Raw genomic sequence first — 17,256 nt, forward strand, 5'->3', positions numbered from 1 at the left:
CCGCAGAATCATTCGAGGAACCAGGCCGTTCGTTCCTGCTCCACACAGTTGGTGGCGAACGCTGACGGTGTCCACTCGAATCGACCGGCGAGAGAGCCGGGCAGGAGAGCGGTGTGACGGCTATTCTACGCGAATGAGGGACTATGTCCAGCGGAACGAACCAGCGTCCGAATTTACTGGCCTGCAGCAGGTCCCCCCGGCATCGGCCCCGGCATACCACCAGGTCCCATCTGCCCTGGCGGCATCATTTGACCGGGTGGCATCATCTGGCCCGGCTGCATCATCTGCGGAGCAGCCCCCGATGATCCCGCATCGCCAGACTTCATAATTGCCACCGCCTCAAACGCAATGGCCCCAATAAACACCGGGATGTAGACGAGTAGATTCACCAGCCATTGGAAGAAGAGCCCCTGCCGATACTCCCAGTTCTTAGACACAAAAATCAGGCCGGAAATGGGATGGAACAGCAGATTGAGAATTCCCCACACTGGGCTGTCCGCAAATCCCTCTTTCACAAAGTTAATCCACACAGCAATGCCGGCAAAAGAGACACCCACCCACAGGCCTGTCACGATTCCTTTCGGAACGCCAGCCTCCGTCAAGGACCCGTACAGCATCCCCCCCACCAGACCGAGCAGACAGAACACCAGGTTCAAGACCGCTGCATCAACCAGATGTTGTACTGCGGTCTTGGGCTTCTCATCCTCGTCCTCGTCAACTTTCTGTTTCGCCTTGTACTTGTACTCTTTCAGCTTGTCGATCAGTTCCAGCGAGTTCTTGTGGTAGTAGGTGAACTGGCCGTTCGTCCGCATGTTGAACAGCGACGTGAAACCGTTGACCACACTCATCAGACTCAAGATGACAGCGGGAATAATCAGTGGCTGAAAATTCACCGGCTGAAGATCAGGCAGTTTTTCGAGCGTCGGGGCGACTTCGCCCTTCTTTTTCGTGTTGGGGTTCTGAATCCGTGCAAATTCCTGCCGGCGAACATCAGCGTTGAACTCCATCGTCCGTACGAGTGAGGCAATCTCCTGGCCGTAGACAGTGCTGATCGCGACCACTCCACCAATGTTGACCACATTGGTGATCAGGAACCAGAGCATCCAGAACGACAGGGGTGCGATATTCCTCGCACACATCGGTATCACTTTCCACACCATCCAGCCCTTGTACTGGACGGGCATCGTCATGTGTGACATGACAACCGGCAGCATCCAGATCGCGGGAATGGCACCCAGTCCCAGACAGACTGCCATCACATAATCTGGCATTCCGCTGTAATTGACCAGCGCGTATCCAATGCCTGCAGGAATGGCAAGCACCGGGATCAGCACGACGAGACACCAGAAGACAAATGCTGCGCCCATCGCACTGGCAAGAAAGAAATCAAAGTTTAACTTCTTGAATTTGTCTTTGCGTTCCAGCGTCAGCTTGATGACTTCCGTGTCCAGGAACCACATCCAGCCGGGGATCACCAGGAAGCTGACCGTAAAGCAGAGGGCCAGAAACATGCGGGGCGGCCACATCGAGACCCACAGGTACATGAACGCACACCCCAGCGCAATCCACAAGCAGACCAGCGTGTACATCACGGTACGCCAGGCGAGAAGCTGGTTCTTCCCGACGAACTTCCAGGCCTCTTTAACGAGTCCCGGATAGAAGTCCGCTGGATCGGGTCCCTTCAACTGCTTTTTCCGGGCCTTGGCACCCAAGCCCCCCGCGCTGGAATCGTAGCCGCACTGGGGGCACTCGTTGTCATCTTCGTCCTGATACTGCATGTCGAAACCGCATTTGGAACAAATGCGTGCTTCCGTATCTTCGGCCCGACGCATGTCAAACGTCGCCAGTGCCGCTTCACTGTCCAGAGCCTTCGCAGGCTTTTTTACTTTGGATTTGGCCGCTGCCGAGCGTGATGTCCTGACGCTGGAATCCCCTTTGTCCTCTTCGCGAGGAACTGCGATTCTCGACTCGCACTGCGGACACTTGACGGCCTTTCCGCGTGCCGCATCGGGAACCGAGAGGACTTTTTCGCAACTGGGACACTTCACCTTAACAGGCATTGGTCAGCGGCCTTCTTAAACATTAGTAAACGCGCAATAGTCGTACTGCCCCTGGAACGACCTGATGACCCATCAACTGACTTCAGGCGACTGGGTACCCGTCTCGCCCAAGTCCCGTCAGTAAAGAGTGCACAGGATTATATCGTAACCAATCGTCCAACCAGAACACACCGAACGGAGACAAGCAGGCCACCCGAATCTTCGTCACCCCGCACTGCAAAATGTGTTGCCAGCCCGCAGGACAGATTCGCCAGAAGGTACTCCACCCGAAAGAGAATTCAAGTCAGCAAATTCGGTGTTCTAAAGGATCCCGCAGGATTGGGTTCGGACCCTGAGTAACGTAACGACGGGACCCCTGAGCTGGCCCCAAACCGACCGGATCCCCGCGTTTCACAGTTGCATTGAATCAATGTCTATCCCGAAATCTGATTACTTGGGAAAGAGCCCCGGCGACTGTGGGAAATCACCGCAGTCGGTCAGTGGTTCGTTTCCCGGTCTCCTTCCGCTTGCGTGGCATGGCGAGTGACCTGCGAAAAGTCCACGAGAAATGCGGCGTCGGTTTAACGCAGTCCCTTAATTCAGCGCCCCGGCGGTGCGCATCATTCGCAGTACGAGATCTTCGAAGTCGACTTCATTTGTGGTCTGGGTACAGCCGAGTCCGTACCTTTTTCCGTAGGCGGCAATCGAAGCCTGAAAATCGTCGAATGCGCGGCGGTAGTCACGCAACGCCCGTTCGGTGATCGTGACCTTCCGCAGCGTCTCGGTTTCGATATCCACCAGTTCAATTTCACCCAGCAGGTTGGGACGCGCTTCCGCAGGATCATGAATCTGAATGATATGCGGTTCATAGGTCCGGTGACGCAGCAGATCGAGACCTCGTTCGTAGCCAGAAGGATCGAACAGATCACTGACCACGATCGCCAGCCCTCGTCGTTGCGGCCGCATCACGAAGCCGTTGACGACTCGCCCCAGGTTGGTATCTGAACCCTGAGGAGTCAGGCTTTCGAGAAATTTCAGCAGGGACAGAATCCGGTCCTTGCCTCGCGTCAATGGAAAATCGGCGATGATCTCCTGCGAGTAAGCGACGACAGATACGCGATCAAGATCCGCCAGTGCAATGTAAGCGAGTGCCGCAGTCACCTGACGTGCCAGATCAAACTTGGCTGGCGAACCAAAGCCCATACTGCGCGAGCAATCCAGCAGGAAATAGACGTGCAGATCTTCTTCTTCCTGAAAGCGCTTCAACAGCAAATCACCGTGTCGCGCGTAGACATTCCAGTCGAGGTGGCGAAAGTCGTCTCCAGCCGCATATTCGCGATGGTCGGCAAATTCGATCCCGCCCCCCATCTGTTTCGTCCGCCGCTGGGCCAGCACAGAACCTCGGAAGACGCGCCGCGAGATCAGCGACAGATATTCGAGCTTTTTGAGAAAATCTCCGTCGAAGAGCATTCGTTTCTCCAGCTACCCATCAGGGCTCGAATCGATCTGACACGATTCAGACGCTCACAAACGGTAAACAAGGGCATCTTTGTCAGCTGACGCCGCGTTTCGTTTCAGACAGTATGACATTACTGAAGTGAGGAGGGAAGTCACGCTCCCCTGACTCGAACATCTCGCTCCATTCTCCACCTCCCGATCGGTCCTCCTCCTCTTGGCGTGGCATCCCCTCGGAACCACCTGGCGCGCCGTCGCGGGAGTTGACCGCTCCTTGCAGTCGACCTAAAGTTAATTGGTTTCGCTGTGGCGTAACTGCCACAGTCATTTTTTGCGCTCAGTCCGTGAATTGCGCTTGTCGCCTGACAGTCAGGATGTTGCGTCTCTTATGTCTAAACCCGAACCGAAACGCCCGACCAATCTTCCCGAGCCATCTGGCAAGCGTCCCGATAAGGGCAATTCCAGTAACCTGTTCTGGTTTCTGATGATTCTGGCCGTGATTGGTGCGGTGCTATTCAGTTTCTCGTCTCGCTGGCGGGGCAAGTCCCTGACGTACAGCGAATTCGTCAAACGCCTGGAAGACCGCACTCTCCATGCCGGCAACGTCTTCGAACTGCGCCGCGGTCACAGCACGATCACATTTCAGGATCTGCCCAAATCTTCACCCAATCCGAAACACGGTCCGCAGCAATACTCCGTCTCGGTCGGAAGTATGAGCGACGCCGAGAAAGCCCGCCTCGACGATCTGCTGAGAGAGTCCAACATTACTGACTGGGGCTACGACGATCCCCCTTCCCCCTACCGGGATCTTGGTTATCTGGCGCTGTTCACCGGCGTCTGTCTGCTCTGTGTCTGGCTCGTCTTTCGACGGATTGGCGGGCCCGGTTCCGCTATCGCCTTCGGCCGCAGTCGCGGGAAGCTTTTCGCCCAGGAAGAAATCGGCATTACCTTCAACGATGTTGCCGGGATTGATGAAGCCGTGGAAGAACTGCGGGAAATCGTCGACTTCCTGCGAAATCCGGGACGCTATCAGGCACTGGGTGGACGGATCCCACGCGGAGTGCTGCTGGTCGGGCCTCCTGGAACCGGAAAGACGCTGCTGGCGAAAGCGGTCGCCGGTGAAGCGGGCGTTCCCTTCTACGGTCTGTCCGGCTCCGACTTCGTGGAACTGTTCGTCGGTGTGGGGGCCGCACGCGTGCGGGACATGTTCCAGCAGGCTGGCCAGCGATCACCCGCCATCATCTTCATCGACGAACTCGATGCGATCGGCAAAGTCCGTAGTCACGGTGCTCCCGGTGGCGGCGAGGAGCGGGACCAGACCCTCAATGCCCTGCTCGTCGAGATGGACGGGTTCGGATCTGACCAGAGCGTGATTGTCCTCGGGGCGACGAACCGACCGGAGACACTGGATCCGGCACTGATGCGCCCGGGTCGTTTCGATCGACATATCCTGGTCGATCGCCCCGACATCCGTGGACGGGAAGCAATTCTCAAAGTTCACGCCGCCAAAGTGAAAATGGATGACGGAGTTAATCTCAAGCATCTGGCCAAACTGACCGCGGGATTCGTCGGTGCCGATCTGGCGAACCTCGTGAATGAAGCCGCGCTTCTCGCCGCTCGTAAGAACAAGACCTCTGTCACCACAGTCGAGTTCGACGAAGGGTTCGATCGCGTCGTCGCGGGGCTCGAAAAAACTGCCCGCGTCATGCCCGAAGAAGTCAAACAGCGAGTCGCCTGGCACGAAGTGGGCCATGCACTGGTCGCCTGCTCGCTGCCCAATGTCGATCCCGTTCACAAGGTTTCGATTATTCCGCGCGGACTTGGTGCGCTGGGGTATACCCTGCAGCGACCGGAAGACGACCGCCAGTTGATCACACGGACGGAACTGCAAAACCGCATCTGCGTTCTGCTCGGCGGAATTGCTGCCGAAGAGATCGTCTACCACGAGAACTCAACCGGCGCCTCGAACGATCTGCAGCGTGCCACCGATCTGGCGCGCCGGATGATCACCGAATTCGGAATGAGCGAAAAACTGGGCCGCGTCCATTACAGCGAATCACGCAGCAATCCCTTCCTGAGTGGGAGTTCTGCCCCGGCCGATTATTCCCACAGCGGAGAGACCATCCGCGAGATCGACCTGGAAGTCCGTCGCATCATCGACGCGGCCTACGAAACAGCTCATGAAATTCTCGTCTCGCGACGCACCGTGATGGAGCACATCACACGCGAACTGCTCGAAAAAGAAGTCATTGACCAGCCGCAACTGGAAGCAATCCTCGACCAGTACAAGACGGGTCCGCAACTGAAACCGGGAACTTTCGTCCATCCAGCGCCACCCCCACTTCGTCCGACCGATGAGCAAAGTGGCCAGGACGATGTGGCTCAGTCGGGCTGATGCGACGCTCGGTTTGTGGGTGTGGTTACACGTATCGCATCGCACCAGTTTCGCATCGCACCAGTTGTGACGGAAGCGGCTTGATCGAGGCCCATTCCCCTGAAACGGATGGGCCTCGATTGATTTCCCGTCTCAACTGAACAGTTCTTTGACGACGTTCCCTTCAACGTCCGTCAGGCGGAAGTCACGGCCTGAGTAGCGATAAGTCAGTCGTTCGTGGTCCAGCCCCAGCAGGTGCAGGATGGTGGCGTGCAGGTCGTGGACGTGCACTTTGTTCTGTGCGGCGAAGTAGCCATAGTCGTCCGTGCTGCCGTAGTGCAGTCCCCCTTTGACGCCCCCCCCGGCCAGCCACATGGTGAATCCTTCCGGATTATGATCACGGCCGTCAGGCCCTTCGGCTGTTGGAGTTCGTCCGAACTCGCCGCCCCACCAGATCAGCGTGTCGTCCAGCAAGCCCCGCTCTTTGAGGTCGTATAACAATCCCGCGATCGGCAAATCGACTTCTCGCGCGTTCTTCTCATGCCCATTCTTCAGATCAGAATGCTGATCCCACTGCACCTTGCTGTCATTATGAGTGACCTGGATGAAGCGCACCCCCGACTCCGCAAAGCGGCGGGCCATGAGACACATCCGCCCGAAATTGGCCGTTACGGGGTTGTCCAGGCCGTACAGCTTCTGAGTCGCCTCTGATTCGCCTGACAGATCTTCGACTTTGGGGAGTTCTGACTGCATTCGGAACGCCAGTTCAAACGAATTGATCCTCGCTTCCAGTGCCGCTTCCGGCCCCGCGTGCTGACGATGCTGTGAGTTGAGTTGATACAGGCGGTCAAGCTGCAGCCGCTGAATCTCACGTGGTAAACGCGAATTCTCGATGTACTTCACCTTCGCCTTCTCGGACGGGATGCTGGCATCTCCCAGCGGCGTCCCCTGGTAAACACCGGGAAGGAATGCAGAGCTCCAGTTATTAATCCCGCCGAAGGCGAGCGTGGGGCAAATGGTCACGAACGAGGGAAGATTCGCGTTCTCCGTCCCCAGTCCATAGCTGACCCAGGACCCGATGCTGGGGCGAACGAAGTTGTCGCTTCCGGTATGAATCTTCATCACCGCACCGCCGTGTGCGGGGTTCGATCCGTGGATCGAATGAATCATGCACAAATCGTCGATTCGTTCGGCCAGCTTGGGGAACAACTCGCTGACCCAGCCACCGCTCTCGCCATACTGCTTGAATTGCCAAGGTGACTTCAGCAGATTGCCGGTGGAATTGAACTGGACCTTTGGTTTTTCGAAGGGAATCGGCTTACCGTCGTCTCGAGTCAGCAGCGGTTTGTAGTCAAAGGTATCGACCTGCGACGGCCCGCCGCTCATGAAGAGAAAGATGACTCGTTTGGCCCGTGCAGGAAGGTGCGGCGGACGAGGAGCCAGCGGATTTGCCGAATTGGTCTCCCCGCGAGCGGTCTCGTTAAGCAGCGCCGCCAGAGCCATCGAGCCAAAGCCCGCAGCCGAGTTTTTGAGTACCTGTCGTCGAGTCATCGCCAGAGGAAACATCGAAAATCCTTACTGCGAATTCCGTAAAGCCGATCCCAACATCTTTTCTCGCAGTGCCGCAGACAGCGGCGGCACTCGTCCCGACTTGCTGCGGGCGGGTTCGATCAGGGTTCACCCCGACCGAGTCACCTACTTCAGATAAATAAATTCATTTGAGGCCAGCATCGTGTGACACAGGATTCCCCAAGCCTTCAGGTCTCGCTCGGCCACTTCGGAATCGGCTTGCTCCAGGCTTGCCTTGACCCTGCTCAGAAAATCCAGGCTGTCCCGGCGTTCTTCCGCCGAGGGACTGCGGGCGTAAGCTGCTGCATACAAGCGATCGATCCGACTGTTGTTGTCGTCTGCCATCGCGAGGACCTGTGCTGCGAACTGTTCCGCGGACTGCATCACCAGATCACTGTTCATCATCAGCAGTGCCTGTGGAGCAACGGTGGTTGTGGTTCGATCCCCCGTGGGAACAGCAGGGTCCGGGAAATTCAGCAATTGAAACACGTCATACACATTGTTTCGGATCACCGGCAGATAAAGAGATCGACGGCGACTGGAATAGTCGGACAGGTCGATCGAGGTGTGGTCGAAGAGATATCCCCGGTTCTTCACTTTCAGCAGGGATCCTCCCATCATCGTGTCGAGTTGTCCGCTGACACTCAGTAACGAATCACGGATTTCCTCTGCATCCAGTCGCCGAAGGGAAGCTCGGCCTAGAAGTCGATTCTCGGGATCGTGTGCGACGAGTTGCTCCGAGGGAAGGCTGCTGCGCCGGTAGGTGCTGGAACTGAGTAACAGTCGATGCAGCTTCTTTTGTGACCACCCATCCGCGACGAACCGCTGAGCCACCCAGTTGAGCAACTCGGGATGCGAGGGGGCTTCACCCAGCAACCCAAAGTTGTCAGTGGTCCGAACGAGCCCCTGACCGAAGTGCCATCGCCAGATCCGATTGACAATGACTCGCGAAGTCAGTGGGTGCGAAGGTTCGATAAGCCAGTCGGCCAGTTGTCGCCGACCACTTTCGGTCGCCGCGAATTCGGGGGAGCGTGAACTGCGGATCACGGGAGGCGTCCTTCGAGGAACGACCTCTCCCAGCTTCAATGGATTACCTCGAATCTGGATCGCCACGTCAGTGACTTGATCCTCAGTCACTCCCATGGCTGACGGCAATTCGGGGGGGGATTTTTCCAGGGCAGCGAGTTCTTCCCGCAGTTTCTTCAGCTCGGCTGCGGCCGCTTCGGGATAGAGTGACTCCAGACTTTCCGGAGGAGTCGCCTGAGGGTCGAGTGTCTCGCGGACCTGCAGATTGGTCTTTGCGACGAACTCTTCGACCGCTTTTTTCCGCAGTGCCAGGTCGGCATCGTACGTCGCCTGCATCTGCGTTGCCGCCGCCGAAGGAAGCAGGTGCTCGTGCCACTTGGCCACCTTGGTATAGGTCTCCATCGTCCGCGTGCTTTTGAAAATCCCCGCCAGACCGTAATAGTCCGCCGTGTCGATGGGATCGAACTTATGGTCGTGGCAGCGTGCGCAGCCGAGTGTCAGCCCCAGAAAAACACGACCGACAGTATCGATCTGCTCATCGATGATATCCATCCGCATCTTCGCTTCATTCACTTCCGCCAGAACCTTCGGTCCGATCGAAATCAAACCCGTGGCAATCAGCTGCTCATGCCGTTGCGTTTCGTCCCCCGCCGAAAGCAGATCACCGGCAAGCTGCTCGACGATGAAGCGATCGAGTGGTTTGTCACGATTGAAGGAATCGATGACATAGTCGCGGTACTTCCAGGCATTGCCATGCGCAATATTCTCATCCAGCCCGTTGGAATCCGCGTAGCGCGCCACGTCGAGCCAGTGCCGTCCCCAACGTTCTCCGTACGCTGGTGACGCAAGCAGTCGATCGACGACCCGTTCCAGCGCATCGGGTCGGTCATCCGACACGTAGGATGCAATCTCTTCGGGCGTCGGAGGAAGTCCGATCAGGTCATAGGTGACTCGTCGAATCAACGTGTTCCTGTCCGCGAGCGCCGCTGGCGGCAATGAGAGAGCTTCCAGCCGCGCGAGAATGAACCGATCGACGGGGGCCTCGGCAGCATCTTTGTTCTGAATTTCAGGAACAATAGCCGGGACGAGCGGTTGAAAGGCCCAGTGATCCTTACTGCGAGTTCTCACATTGGCCGGCTGCGATGCCGGGAACGGAGCCCCCATCTCGACCCACCGCACCATGTTTGCAATCTGGCGGTCGGTCAGCTTTCCATCTTCTGGCATCTTGAGATCGGGATCGTCGTGGCGAATTGCCCGAATCAACAGGCTCTTGTCGGGTTCACCGGGAACAATCGCAGCCCCCGAGTCACCACCTCGCAGCAGCGATTCGCGTGAATCCACACGCAATCCGGCCCATTCCTTTTGAGGACCGTGACATTTCTGACAATGTTCGACCAGAACGGGCCGAACATCCGATTCAAAGAATTGAAGCTGTTCGGTAGTCGGGCTCTGAAGTGCCGCGGGTTCTTCCGCAGCCAGCAGCAAGCTCAGCAAAACACCAATCACTCTTTGCCCTTCCCGTTGAAACAGTCGGCCGGCTGTTGCGAGTACTTGTACGGCGCAATCAGCAGCATACCGTGTCAGCGATCGAGGGCAAACGTATTCGCATTCGATGATATATCAAATGCACGTGATTTCCCGCGTATCGGACTCACCCGGCAGCACGAAGTGTAGACCGTGAGAAGGACGCCGTGAGTAAATTCACAGACCAATTCATCAGTCATCGCAGTTAGACTTGAAGTTCGTCCTGCTCGTATGCCTGGAATTCCGACCAGGGATAGAGCAGGGCCATCGTCCAGCCGTAGATGAGATGCGTTGCCAGCGCGACCGATGTGGGCAGGAGTTCGGGATTGGTGATCCAGTTTCCGCCGAACAGCAAGGGCTGGAGCCACGACAGGATCCCCCAGAAGTTGATCGCCCAAATGAGTGTCGAAAGGACTGTGGCAATCACCATCCGGTAGAGGGTCGATCGCCCTTCGGTCAGTCCCACCAGCGCGATGAAGAAGGGCACCCCCAAGAGCATGCCGGTCACCAGATAAAGCAGGCAACCGATCGCGAGGATCACGCCGTCCCCCATGGCATAGAGACTCTGACTTCCTTCAGCCAGTTGCAGCGCCTTCTCTCCCAGCGGAAACGTCAGATAAACCCGGATCAGTTCCAGCGGATTCTTTCCCGCGAGCGGAGCGCCCATCACGTTAATCAAGAGGCTGATCGTCGCGCCGAAGAGTCCCAGAACCAGTCCCGTCGTGATGTAGTAGCGGGCATAGAACCCTTCGTCAGGAGACTCGCTGATCGAATCATCGATGTACAATTCGCGTTTCAACGTATGTACTCGAGTTCGAAAGTCCTGAAGCCCTGAAGCTTTCTGCTGATCAATACTCACAAGATGTTCCTCAGGTCGAAGGGTGATGCGATTACCGGCAGCAGCGTGGTCAGATTTTGCCCTCAATCTGCTCAATGTTGTTCCAGCCTGCCACTAAAGGATTCCATCCCGGATTGGTTTCCCCGACGTCCCTTTCAGGTGTTCTCCTTATCGAATGTTCTCTGTCATCTGAACCTCTGTGATGTTTATAAGTGAGTGCCTGACGGACTTGGTGCGCACCTTTCCGTGCCCGTCGGTCACATTGCGACCAACTTCGTACCTGCCCAGTGATATTGAACGTGTTGGTAGGAGAGAGTCTCCTGTAGATTGCAATTCCGGTACCGTAGGATCCTTGATCGATCTCATCTCAAGTGACACCCGCGCCCCGTTCTCGTGGTGCGAGGACATCATCATCAGACTGCCAGAAGAGGGGCAGCGATCTGAATGACGATTCGAGCCTGGCAGAAGTCCGTGCATGGCGAAAGGACGGCCTGCTGAAGCTCCTTCCCGCGGAGAATCGCCCAGACGTGCATCCGCTCCCCGCTCCGTCTGGAAGTCATGATTCCGGAAGCGGCTGAGTCGACGACTGTCGCACCCGTGGCAGAAACAAAACACGAAAACATTCGGATCGCAGAGATTATACGGACGCAAAATCGAACACTCCCCCGATTGGTTTCAGTTCGTTGAGGCTCGAAGGGGGATGGGCGCTTGATTTAAGTCCGGCAGCACGGCAAGAATACCGCTCCAGACAATTCTTGATAAAGCCGTGTTTCGAGGGCCACGAGACACTTAGCGTTTTTCGCAGTCCACGCTCACATCACTATCGCCAATTCAATTCAGGAATCGACGAGTCATGAAATTTCTTGCAGGACAGACAGTCGGCATCGATTTGGGAACGACATACTCGGCGATTGCACAGCTCACCAGAGATGGTCAGCCGGTCTCACTGCTGAACGCAGACGGGCGCAACATTACTCCGTCGGTCGTGTTACTGGGTGAAGACGGTGTCGTCGTGGGTCCCACGTTCGAGCGCATCTCGCAGGAAGCACCTGACCACATCGTCGAGGCGATCAAGCGACAACTGGGTAACAAAGACTACTTTGTCGTTTACCAGAACAAGAAGCTGACCGCCGAATTCATCTCGGCTCTGGTGCTCAAGAAGCTGAAGCAGGACGCAGAAAAGTCGATCGGCCCCATCGCTAACGCCGTGATCACCGTCCCGTACTACTTTAACGACGTTCGTCGCAAGGCCACCCAGGACGCCGGTCGCATTGCTGGCCTGAATGTCGTCGACATCATTAACGAACCAACTGCCGCGACGCTCGCTTACGCCTGGATGAAGGGTGAACTCGGTCGCGCTGACCTCAAGCAAGATTCCAAGACGATTCTCGTTTACGACCTGGGGGGGGGAACCTTCGACGTCACGGTGGTTCGCTACACGCCGACACAGTTCCGCGTACTGGCAACCGACGGCGACGTGATGCTGGGGGGGATCGACTGGACCAAGCGAATCACCGACCACGTCGCAGAACAGTTCTACCGCAAGTTTAACGATGACCCACGAACCGACCCCGAAGCCATTCGTAACTTCACGGTCGAGTGCGAAGACGCCAAGCGGGCTCTCAGTACCAAGAATCAGGTCCCGCTGTCGGTATACTTCCACGGCAAGACGCTGACGCTGCAGTTCACTCGCAAAGATTTCGAGCGAATGACGTCCGACCTGCTGCAGCGTACACGCGACACGACAGAGCTCGTTCTTCAGCAAGCTGGCGTCGACCCATCGATCCTCGATGAAGTCGTGCTCGTCGGTGGTTCGACCTACATGCCTTCGGTCGAATCGATGCTGACCGAGATCTGCGGACGGACACCTTCGCGTGAACTTCGCCCCGAAGAAGCCGTCGCCCAGGGGGCAGCCATCCATGCCGCAATTCTGGAAGCACGTGAAAATCGTGGGATCGAAGGTCTGAGCGAACTCGTAACCGCGCGATTGAAATCGGTCCAGACGACCGACGTCAACTCGCACTCACTGGGGGTCAAGGTTTCCAGCCCAGAGGACCGCACTCGGAAGATCAACCACATCATGATCCCGAGAAACTCGGCGATCCCCTTCAGCGTCAGCCAGCGATTCGTCACCAACTCGGCCAACCAGAAGACGATCCACGTCTACATTCTGGAAGGGGACGCGAGTGATCCTGAAGCCTGTACGCAAATTGGCGACTTCCAGATTGTGGGTCTGCCCCCCAATCTGCCCGCCAATTCCCCCGTGGAAATCACCTACAGCTACGATGCCAACGGTCGAATCCATGCCTCGGCCAAGGAACTGACCGGGAATCGCGTTGCAAAGACCGAAATCGTACGCAGTTCGGGTCTCTCCGATCAGGGGATCAACAACTTCGAACAACTGGCGCGAGACTACCAGGTCGAATAGCACATCACACAGGGTCATCGTGCACGGAGAACGCGGCGGGCAGACCCATTTTCACGGATGAGCGACAGGACGGATCATTGAAATGCCGTCAGCGGAGTGTCGTTGTCGCAGTGAAAATGTGTCGCCCTCCCCCTGTGAACGCTGACCATTACAGGAGGTTCGCCGGTGGCGATCGACGTTTACAAAGAATGGTTAGGGATCCCCGAGGACCAGCGACCGCCAAACAATTACCAGCTGCTCCGGCTTGTCCAGTTTGAAGACGACTCTGACAAGATCCGGAAGAACTACAAGAAGCTGAATCTGCACGTCCGGAAATACGCCTCCGGACAGTACTCCATTGAATCGCAGTCGCTCCTGAATGAGCTGGCGAAGGCGATGCTCTGCCTCACCGATGAGGAACTGAAGCAGGAATACGATCGCAGTCTGGGACGCGTCATCGATGATCGGGACGAAACTGGACGTCGTCCCATGACATCCTATCTGCAGGATGAAAAGGTCATCACCTCTGACCAGGCACGCGAAGCAAAAGCACACGCGGACCGAACAGGACTCTCACTGCGCGATGCGGTCGTGCAGTTGAAAATGGTCGATCACGAGACCGCCGCGCGAGCTTACGCCAACGAACTCGGTCGATCGTACGTCGATCTGGCGGACCTCGTCCCGGATAATGATGCGATGGACGCCGTTCCGAAGAACGTTGTTCGTCGGCATAACTGTCTGCCACTGTTCATTGACGAAACTGCAGTGGTCGTTGCTTGCGCGGATGAACCCGACTCGGAACTCGAGGATGAAGTCCGGTTGCGGTTCGGCAAGCCGATCCGTCCGGTCATCGCCTCCGGCAAGTCGATCAATCAGGCGATCGCGGCGAACTACGCCCCGGGGATGCGCAAAGAGGTCGCCGAACCCGCCAAGGGTTCCAAAGGGAGCAAAAAGTCCTCCCCCGACCAGAAAGCCGTTAAAACAAAAAGTAAGCCAGAAGCCGTCCAGTACACAGAAGAAGAGAAGGCTCAGCGCAGGCAACTGGGGATGATCTTCATGTGCTGGGCAATCGCTGGACCGGCATTGCTCGACACGTTCGTCCTTTGGGACCGTGTCTACAAGCACTTCCTCCCCCGCTTCCTGGAGTACTTCCCATACGTTTCGACTGTGATCATCGGTCTGCCATTGGCATTCCTGATTTACAACTCACATGTCAAACAGAAGAACTGAATGGGCAGGTCAGGTGGCAGACCAGTCCCAGCACTGCACGCGGCAGTTTGGTTCGGCGATCATCACTGCGGCGGCGTAACGTGCTCCGACATCCAGTGCCATCGCCGTCCAGCGGTCGGGCTCACGTGGCTTTCCGTCGATGTGGCACAACGACGCGGGACGAGCGGGATCAATCGTCACCTGAAAGCTGCTCAGCGAATGAGACAGCCCTGTCCCCAGCGCTTTGATATAAGCTTCCTTGCACGTCCATCCGCGGTAGAACCCCGATAACTGAAGCTCGGCCGGAAGACGCTTCAGTTCCTGCGCTTCGGGCGGTGCAAAGTACCGTTCGGCCAGTTGATGGTGCTTCACCGCGGGACTGAATTCTTCGACATCGACGCCTACCGCCTTGCCGACGGAAACGGCGATCAGGCCCAAAGACCCCGAGTGCGACACGCTGAACTGGAGTTCCGAAATCCGCGAGTCCGCCTGGCGGACCATCAACCCGGGTTTACCATGCGGGCCATACTGGAATTCAATGGCGTTCGGTGAAATCCGGCAGAGGCTTCCCAACAGCTTCCGCAAGGTTCCCCGGCAGGTCACAAATTGCCGCCGTGGCTCGTCGAAGCGAAAACGGGCTGCCCGCTGACGTTCCTCTTCGGACAGGACGTCACTGAACGGAAGCCAATGTTCAGGGGGCAAATCGAGTTTCAGACGGACGACATGCACCACGTCCGCTGACAACTCCAGGGGCAATGAAATTGGCAGCCAGTCAGAGTTAACCAAAGTGGACACCACAGAATCCGGAAATAGGCGAACAGGTTCGGAAGTATGTTATGCGGCGTAGGCCCGCGACCAAAGTTCAAATGTCAGCAACGTATGAATTCGGGCCGCATGGTTTTTCCCCGCGGCATGTTCCGCCAGCAGACGCTCCACCGCCTGACGCTGAAAATAGCGAGAACGGGTGACAGAGTCATCAATCAGGCATTGCCGCGTCCATTGAGCCAGTTCTCCGCGGAACCACCGGTCCAGTGGCATCGAGAATCCCTTCTTCCGACGCGAGATGATTTCGGCAGGAAGATAACGCCGCGCAATCTCCCGCAGTGCCACCTTCGTCGTCTGGGACGTCGCCTTCAAATGCAGGGGGAGTCGCCCCGCCACGTCCGCAAGGAGATGATCGAGCAACGGAGCCCGTGCTTCAAGTCCCGATGCCATCGTCGCATAGTCCCCTTTCAGCAGCAATCGGTCAGCCAGGCAAGTCCCCTGATCCTGGCGCAATGCCAGATTGAGCGGGTCGAGCATCGAGGTTTCTGCCTGATCCACGTCATTCAGCGCTTCAAACCGGCCCGCCAGTTTCTCTGTCAGTTCCGGCTGATACAACGAATGCCGCTCCCATCCTTCCCAGCTTTGCCGCTGGTACTGACTGCGACAAGCAGGTGCGACTGCCATCGCCAGCCGCGCTTGAAGTTTTCGCAAACCGAGCCGGTCAGGACGGCAGGCCGCCAGATGAGGAATGGGAAATAGCTCTGAACTGGCTCGATGGACCCAGCGGAAGCGACCGGGAATTCCCGCCATTCGCTTGTACTTGCGATAACCGGCAAAGAGTTCGTCTCCACCGTCCCCCGTCAAAACCACCTTCACGTGCTCAGACGCCGCCTGACTCAAGGCCATCAGGGGAAGAACCGCCATATCCGCCAGCGGTTGATCGAAGAGTGTCGCCGCGGACACCAGCACCGCTTTCATGTCAGCCGGCTGGAAGGGAATCTCGTGATGTCGGGTCCGAAAGCGCTCCGCGACCGCCTTAGCGTAAGGAGCCTCGTCATGTTCACTCCGTGGGAACGAGACGGAGAATGTCTGCAGCGGTTCGCCCGTGGCTCGAGCCGCCAGGGCTGTGATCAGGCTTGAATCTATCCCGCCACTCAGGAAGACACCCACGGGGACGTCCGCCACAAGATGACTCTCGACCGCATCCGCCACGGCCCGATCCACTCGGTCCAGGTGCTCAGCATCCGACAGTGCTCGATCCGGCCGGATCTCCGGCCGCCAGAAGCTGCGAATGGCAAATCGGTCTCGCCCCGAGCTCACGCGGAATCGGTCCCCGGCCGCCAAATCGGGCGAGTCAGCCGTCAGAGGAGTCTCTTTGAGCAAGTCGGGAGCGACCTGAATTTCAAAACAGCTTCCTGCGGTGAGTTTCTTAATTCCCGCAAACAGTGTGCGAGGCTGAGGTACGTACTGGTGAAACAGGAACTGGTCGAGTCCCTGCTGATCCAGTTCTCGAGAAACGTCGGGCAGTACGAGCAGCCCCTTGATTTCCGAGGCAAACGCGATCCGGTTTTCAGACAGGGCGTAGAACAGCGGCTTTTGACCAAACCGATCACGAGCCCCAAACACGATCCCCCGGCGGCGATCGAACAGAATGAACGCGAACATCCCGCGCAACTCATCGACCATCCGGGCACCACGTTCTTCCCACAAATGCGTCAGAACCTCGCAGTCACTTCCCGTCCGAAACTGGTGGCCCCGCTGAACAAGCTGGCTCCGCAATTCACGATAGTTGTAAATCTCGCCATTGCAGACAACCGCGATCGACCGATCTTCGTTAAAGAGAGGCTGATGTCCTGCGGCCAGATCGATAATCGAGAGACGGGCATGTCCCAGAGCGACCGGCCCGTCGACGTGAATTGTCTGCGCGTCGGGGCCACGGTGCTTGAGAGCGACGACCATCTGCCGGATCGAATCCGATTCCACCGGCATGTCGTTCAAACTGATGAGACCGGCGATGCCACACATAGAAACTCAATCTTTGAGTCGGGCC

Annotated in this window: 10 protein-coding genes; 3 read left to right on the top strand and 7 right to left on the bottom strand. The window is 57.2% G+C overall.

Translation table 11 applies throughout. The features are described 5' to 3' along the window. Window positions 1–173 precede the first annotated feature (173 nt). Both ACGY09_RS10025 and ACGY09_RS10030 read right to left on the bottom strand, forming a co-directional pair. Window positions 174–2,060, bottom strand: coding sequence for a hypothetical protein (locus ACGY09_RS10025; protein WP_397571430.1), 1,887 nt, complete (start codon window positions 2,058–2,060; stop codon window positions 174–176). 573 nt (window positions 2,061–2,633) lie between these two features. Beyond that, complete coding sequence (locus ACGY09_RS10030; protein ID WP_373650399.1) at window positions 2,634–3,509, bottom strand: DUF58 domain-containing protein; 876 nt, start codon at window positions 3,507–3,509, stop codon at window positions 2,634–2,636. A 373-nt stretch (window positions 3,510–3,882) separates the two neighbouring features. Here ACGY09_RS10030 and ftsH point away from each other — a divergent pair, with 373 nt between their 5' ends. Beyond that, window positions 3,883–5,889: an ATP-dependent zinc metalloprotease FtsH gene (ftsH, locus tag ACGY09_RS10035; RefSeq protein WP_397571431.1), complete on the top strand. Its 2,007-nt coding sequence runs from the start codon at window positions 3,883–3,885 to the stop codon at window positions 5,887–5,889. Between the two features lie 132 nt (window positions 5,890–6,021). On the opposite strand, the gene ACGY09_RS10040 is transcribed toward ftsH, so the two are convergent. The 3 genes from ACGY09_RS10040 to ACGY09_RS10050 all read right to left on the bottom strand — a co-directional run bounded on the left by ACGY09_RS10040 (window position 6,022) and on the right by ACGY09_RS10050 (window position 10,786). Beyond that, window positions 6,022–7,434, bottom strand: a complete 1,413-nt coding sequence (locus ACGY09_RS10040; RefSeq protein ID WP_397571432.1) for a DUF1501 domain-containing protein — start codon at window positions 7,432–7,434, stop codon at window positions 6,022–6,024. Window positions 7,435–7,563: 129 nt separating this feature from the next. Next, complete coding sequence (locus ACGY09_RS10045; protein ID WP_397571433.1) at window positions 7,564–9,969, bottom strand: PSD1 and planctomycete cytochrome C domain-containing protein; 2,406 nt, start codon at window positions 9,967–9,969, stop codon at window positions 7,564–7,566. A gap of 223 nt (window positions 9,970–10,192) precedes the next feature. Next, entirely contained in the window at window positions 10,193–10,786 is a 594-nt protein-coding gene (locus ACGY09_RS10050) for a hypothetical protein (RefSeq protein WP_397571434.1), read from the bottom strand. Between the two features lie 892 nt (window positions 10,787–11,678). On the opposite strand from ACGY09_RS10050, the gene ACGY09_RS10055 reads away from it, so the two are divergent. Both ACGY09_RS10055 and ACGY09_RS10060 read left to right on the top strand, forming a co-directional pair. After that, on the top strand, window positions 11,679–13,253 hold the full coding sequence (locus ACGY09_RS10055; RefSeq protein WP_373650394.1) for an Hsp70 family protein: 1,575 nt from the start codon (window positions 11,679–11,681) through the stop codon (window positions 13,251–13,253). 165 nt (window positions 13,254–13,418) lie between these two features. Beyond that, window positions 13,419–14,462: a hypothetical protein gene (locus ACGY09_RS10060; RefSeq protein ID WP_397571435.1), complete on the top strand. Its 1,044-nt coding sequence runs from the start codon at window positions 13,419–13,421 to the stop codon at window positions 14,460–14,462. A gap of 9 nt (window positions 14,463–14,471) precedes the next feature. Here the strand turns inward: ACGY09_RS10060 and ACGY09_RS10065 are convergent, their stop codons facing one another. Both ACGY09_RS10065 and asnB read right to left on the bottom strand, forming a co-directional pair. Then, a complete protein-coding gene (locus ACGY09_RS10065; protein ID WP_397571436.1) occupies window positions 14,472–15,236 on the bottom strand; it encodes a 4'-phosphopantetheinyl transferase family protein in 765 nt (254 codons plus the stop codon). A gap of 39 nt (window positions 15,237–15,275) precedes the next feature. Then, complete coding sequence (gene asnB, locus ACGY09_RS10070; protein WP_397571437.1) at window positions 15,276–17,231, bottom strand: asparagine synthase (glutamine-hydrolyzing); 1,956 nt, start codon at window positions 17,229–17,231, stop codon at window positions 15,276–15,278. Window positions 17,232–17,256 lie beyond the last annotated feature (25 nt).

The sequence above is a fragment of the Schlesneria sphaerica genome (genome assembly GCF_044336245.1).
GTDB lineage: Bacteria > Planctomycetota > Planctomycetia > Planctomycetales > Planctomycetaceae > Schlesneria > Schlesneria sphaerica.

Bases quoted from the DNA above. Each gene is read 5' to 3' on its own strand.
- ACGY09_RS10030 (WP_373650399.1), bottom strand. From the start codon at position 3,509: ATGCTCTTCGACGGAGATTTTCTCAAAAAGCTCGAATATCTGTCGCTG.
- ftsH (WP_397571431.1), top strand. From the start codon at position 3,883: ATGTCTAAACCCGAACCGAAACGCCCGACCAATCTTCCCGAGCCATCT.
- ACGY09_RS10055 (WP_373650394.1), top strand. From the start codon at position 11,679: ATGAAATTTCTTGCAGGACAGACAGTCGGCATCGATTTGGGAACGACA.
- ACGY09_RS10040 (WP_397571432.1), bottom strand. From the start codon at position 7,434: ATGTTTCCTCTGGCGATGACTCGACGACAGGTACTCAAAAACTCGGCT.
- asnB (WP_397571437.1), bottom strand. From the start codon at position 17,231: ATGTGTGGCATCGCCGGTCTCATCAGTTTGAACGACATGCCGGTGGAA.
- ACGY09_RS10025 (WP_397571430.1), bottom strand. From the start codon at position 2,060: ATGCCTGTTAAGGTGAAGTGTCCCAGTTGCGAAAAAGTCCTCTCGGTT.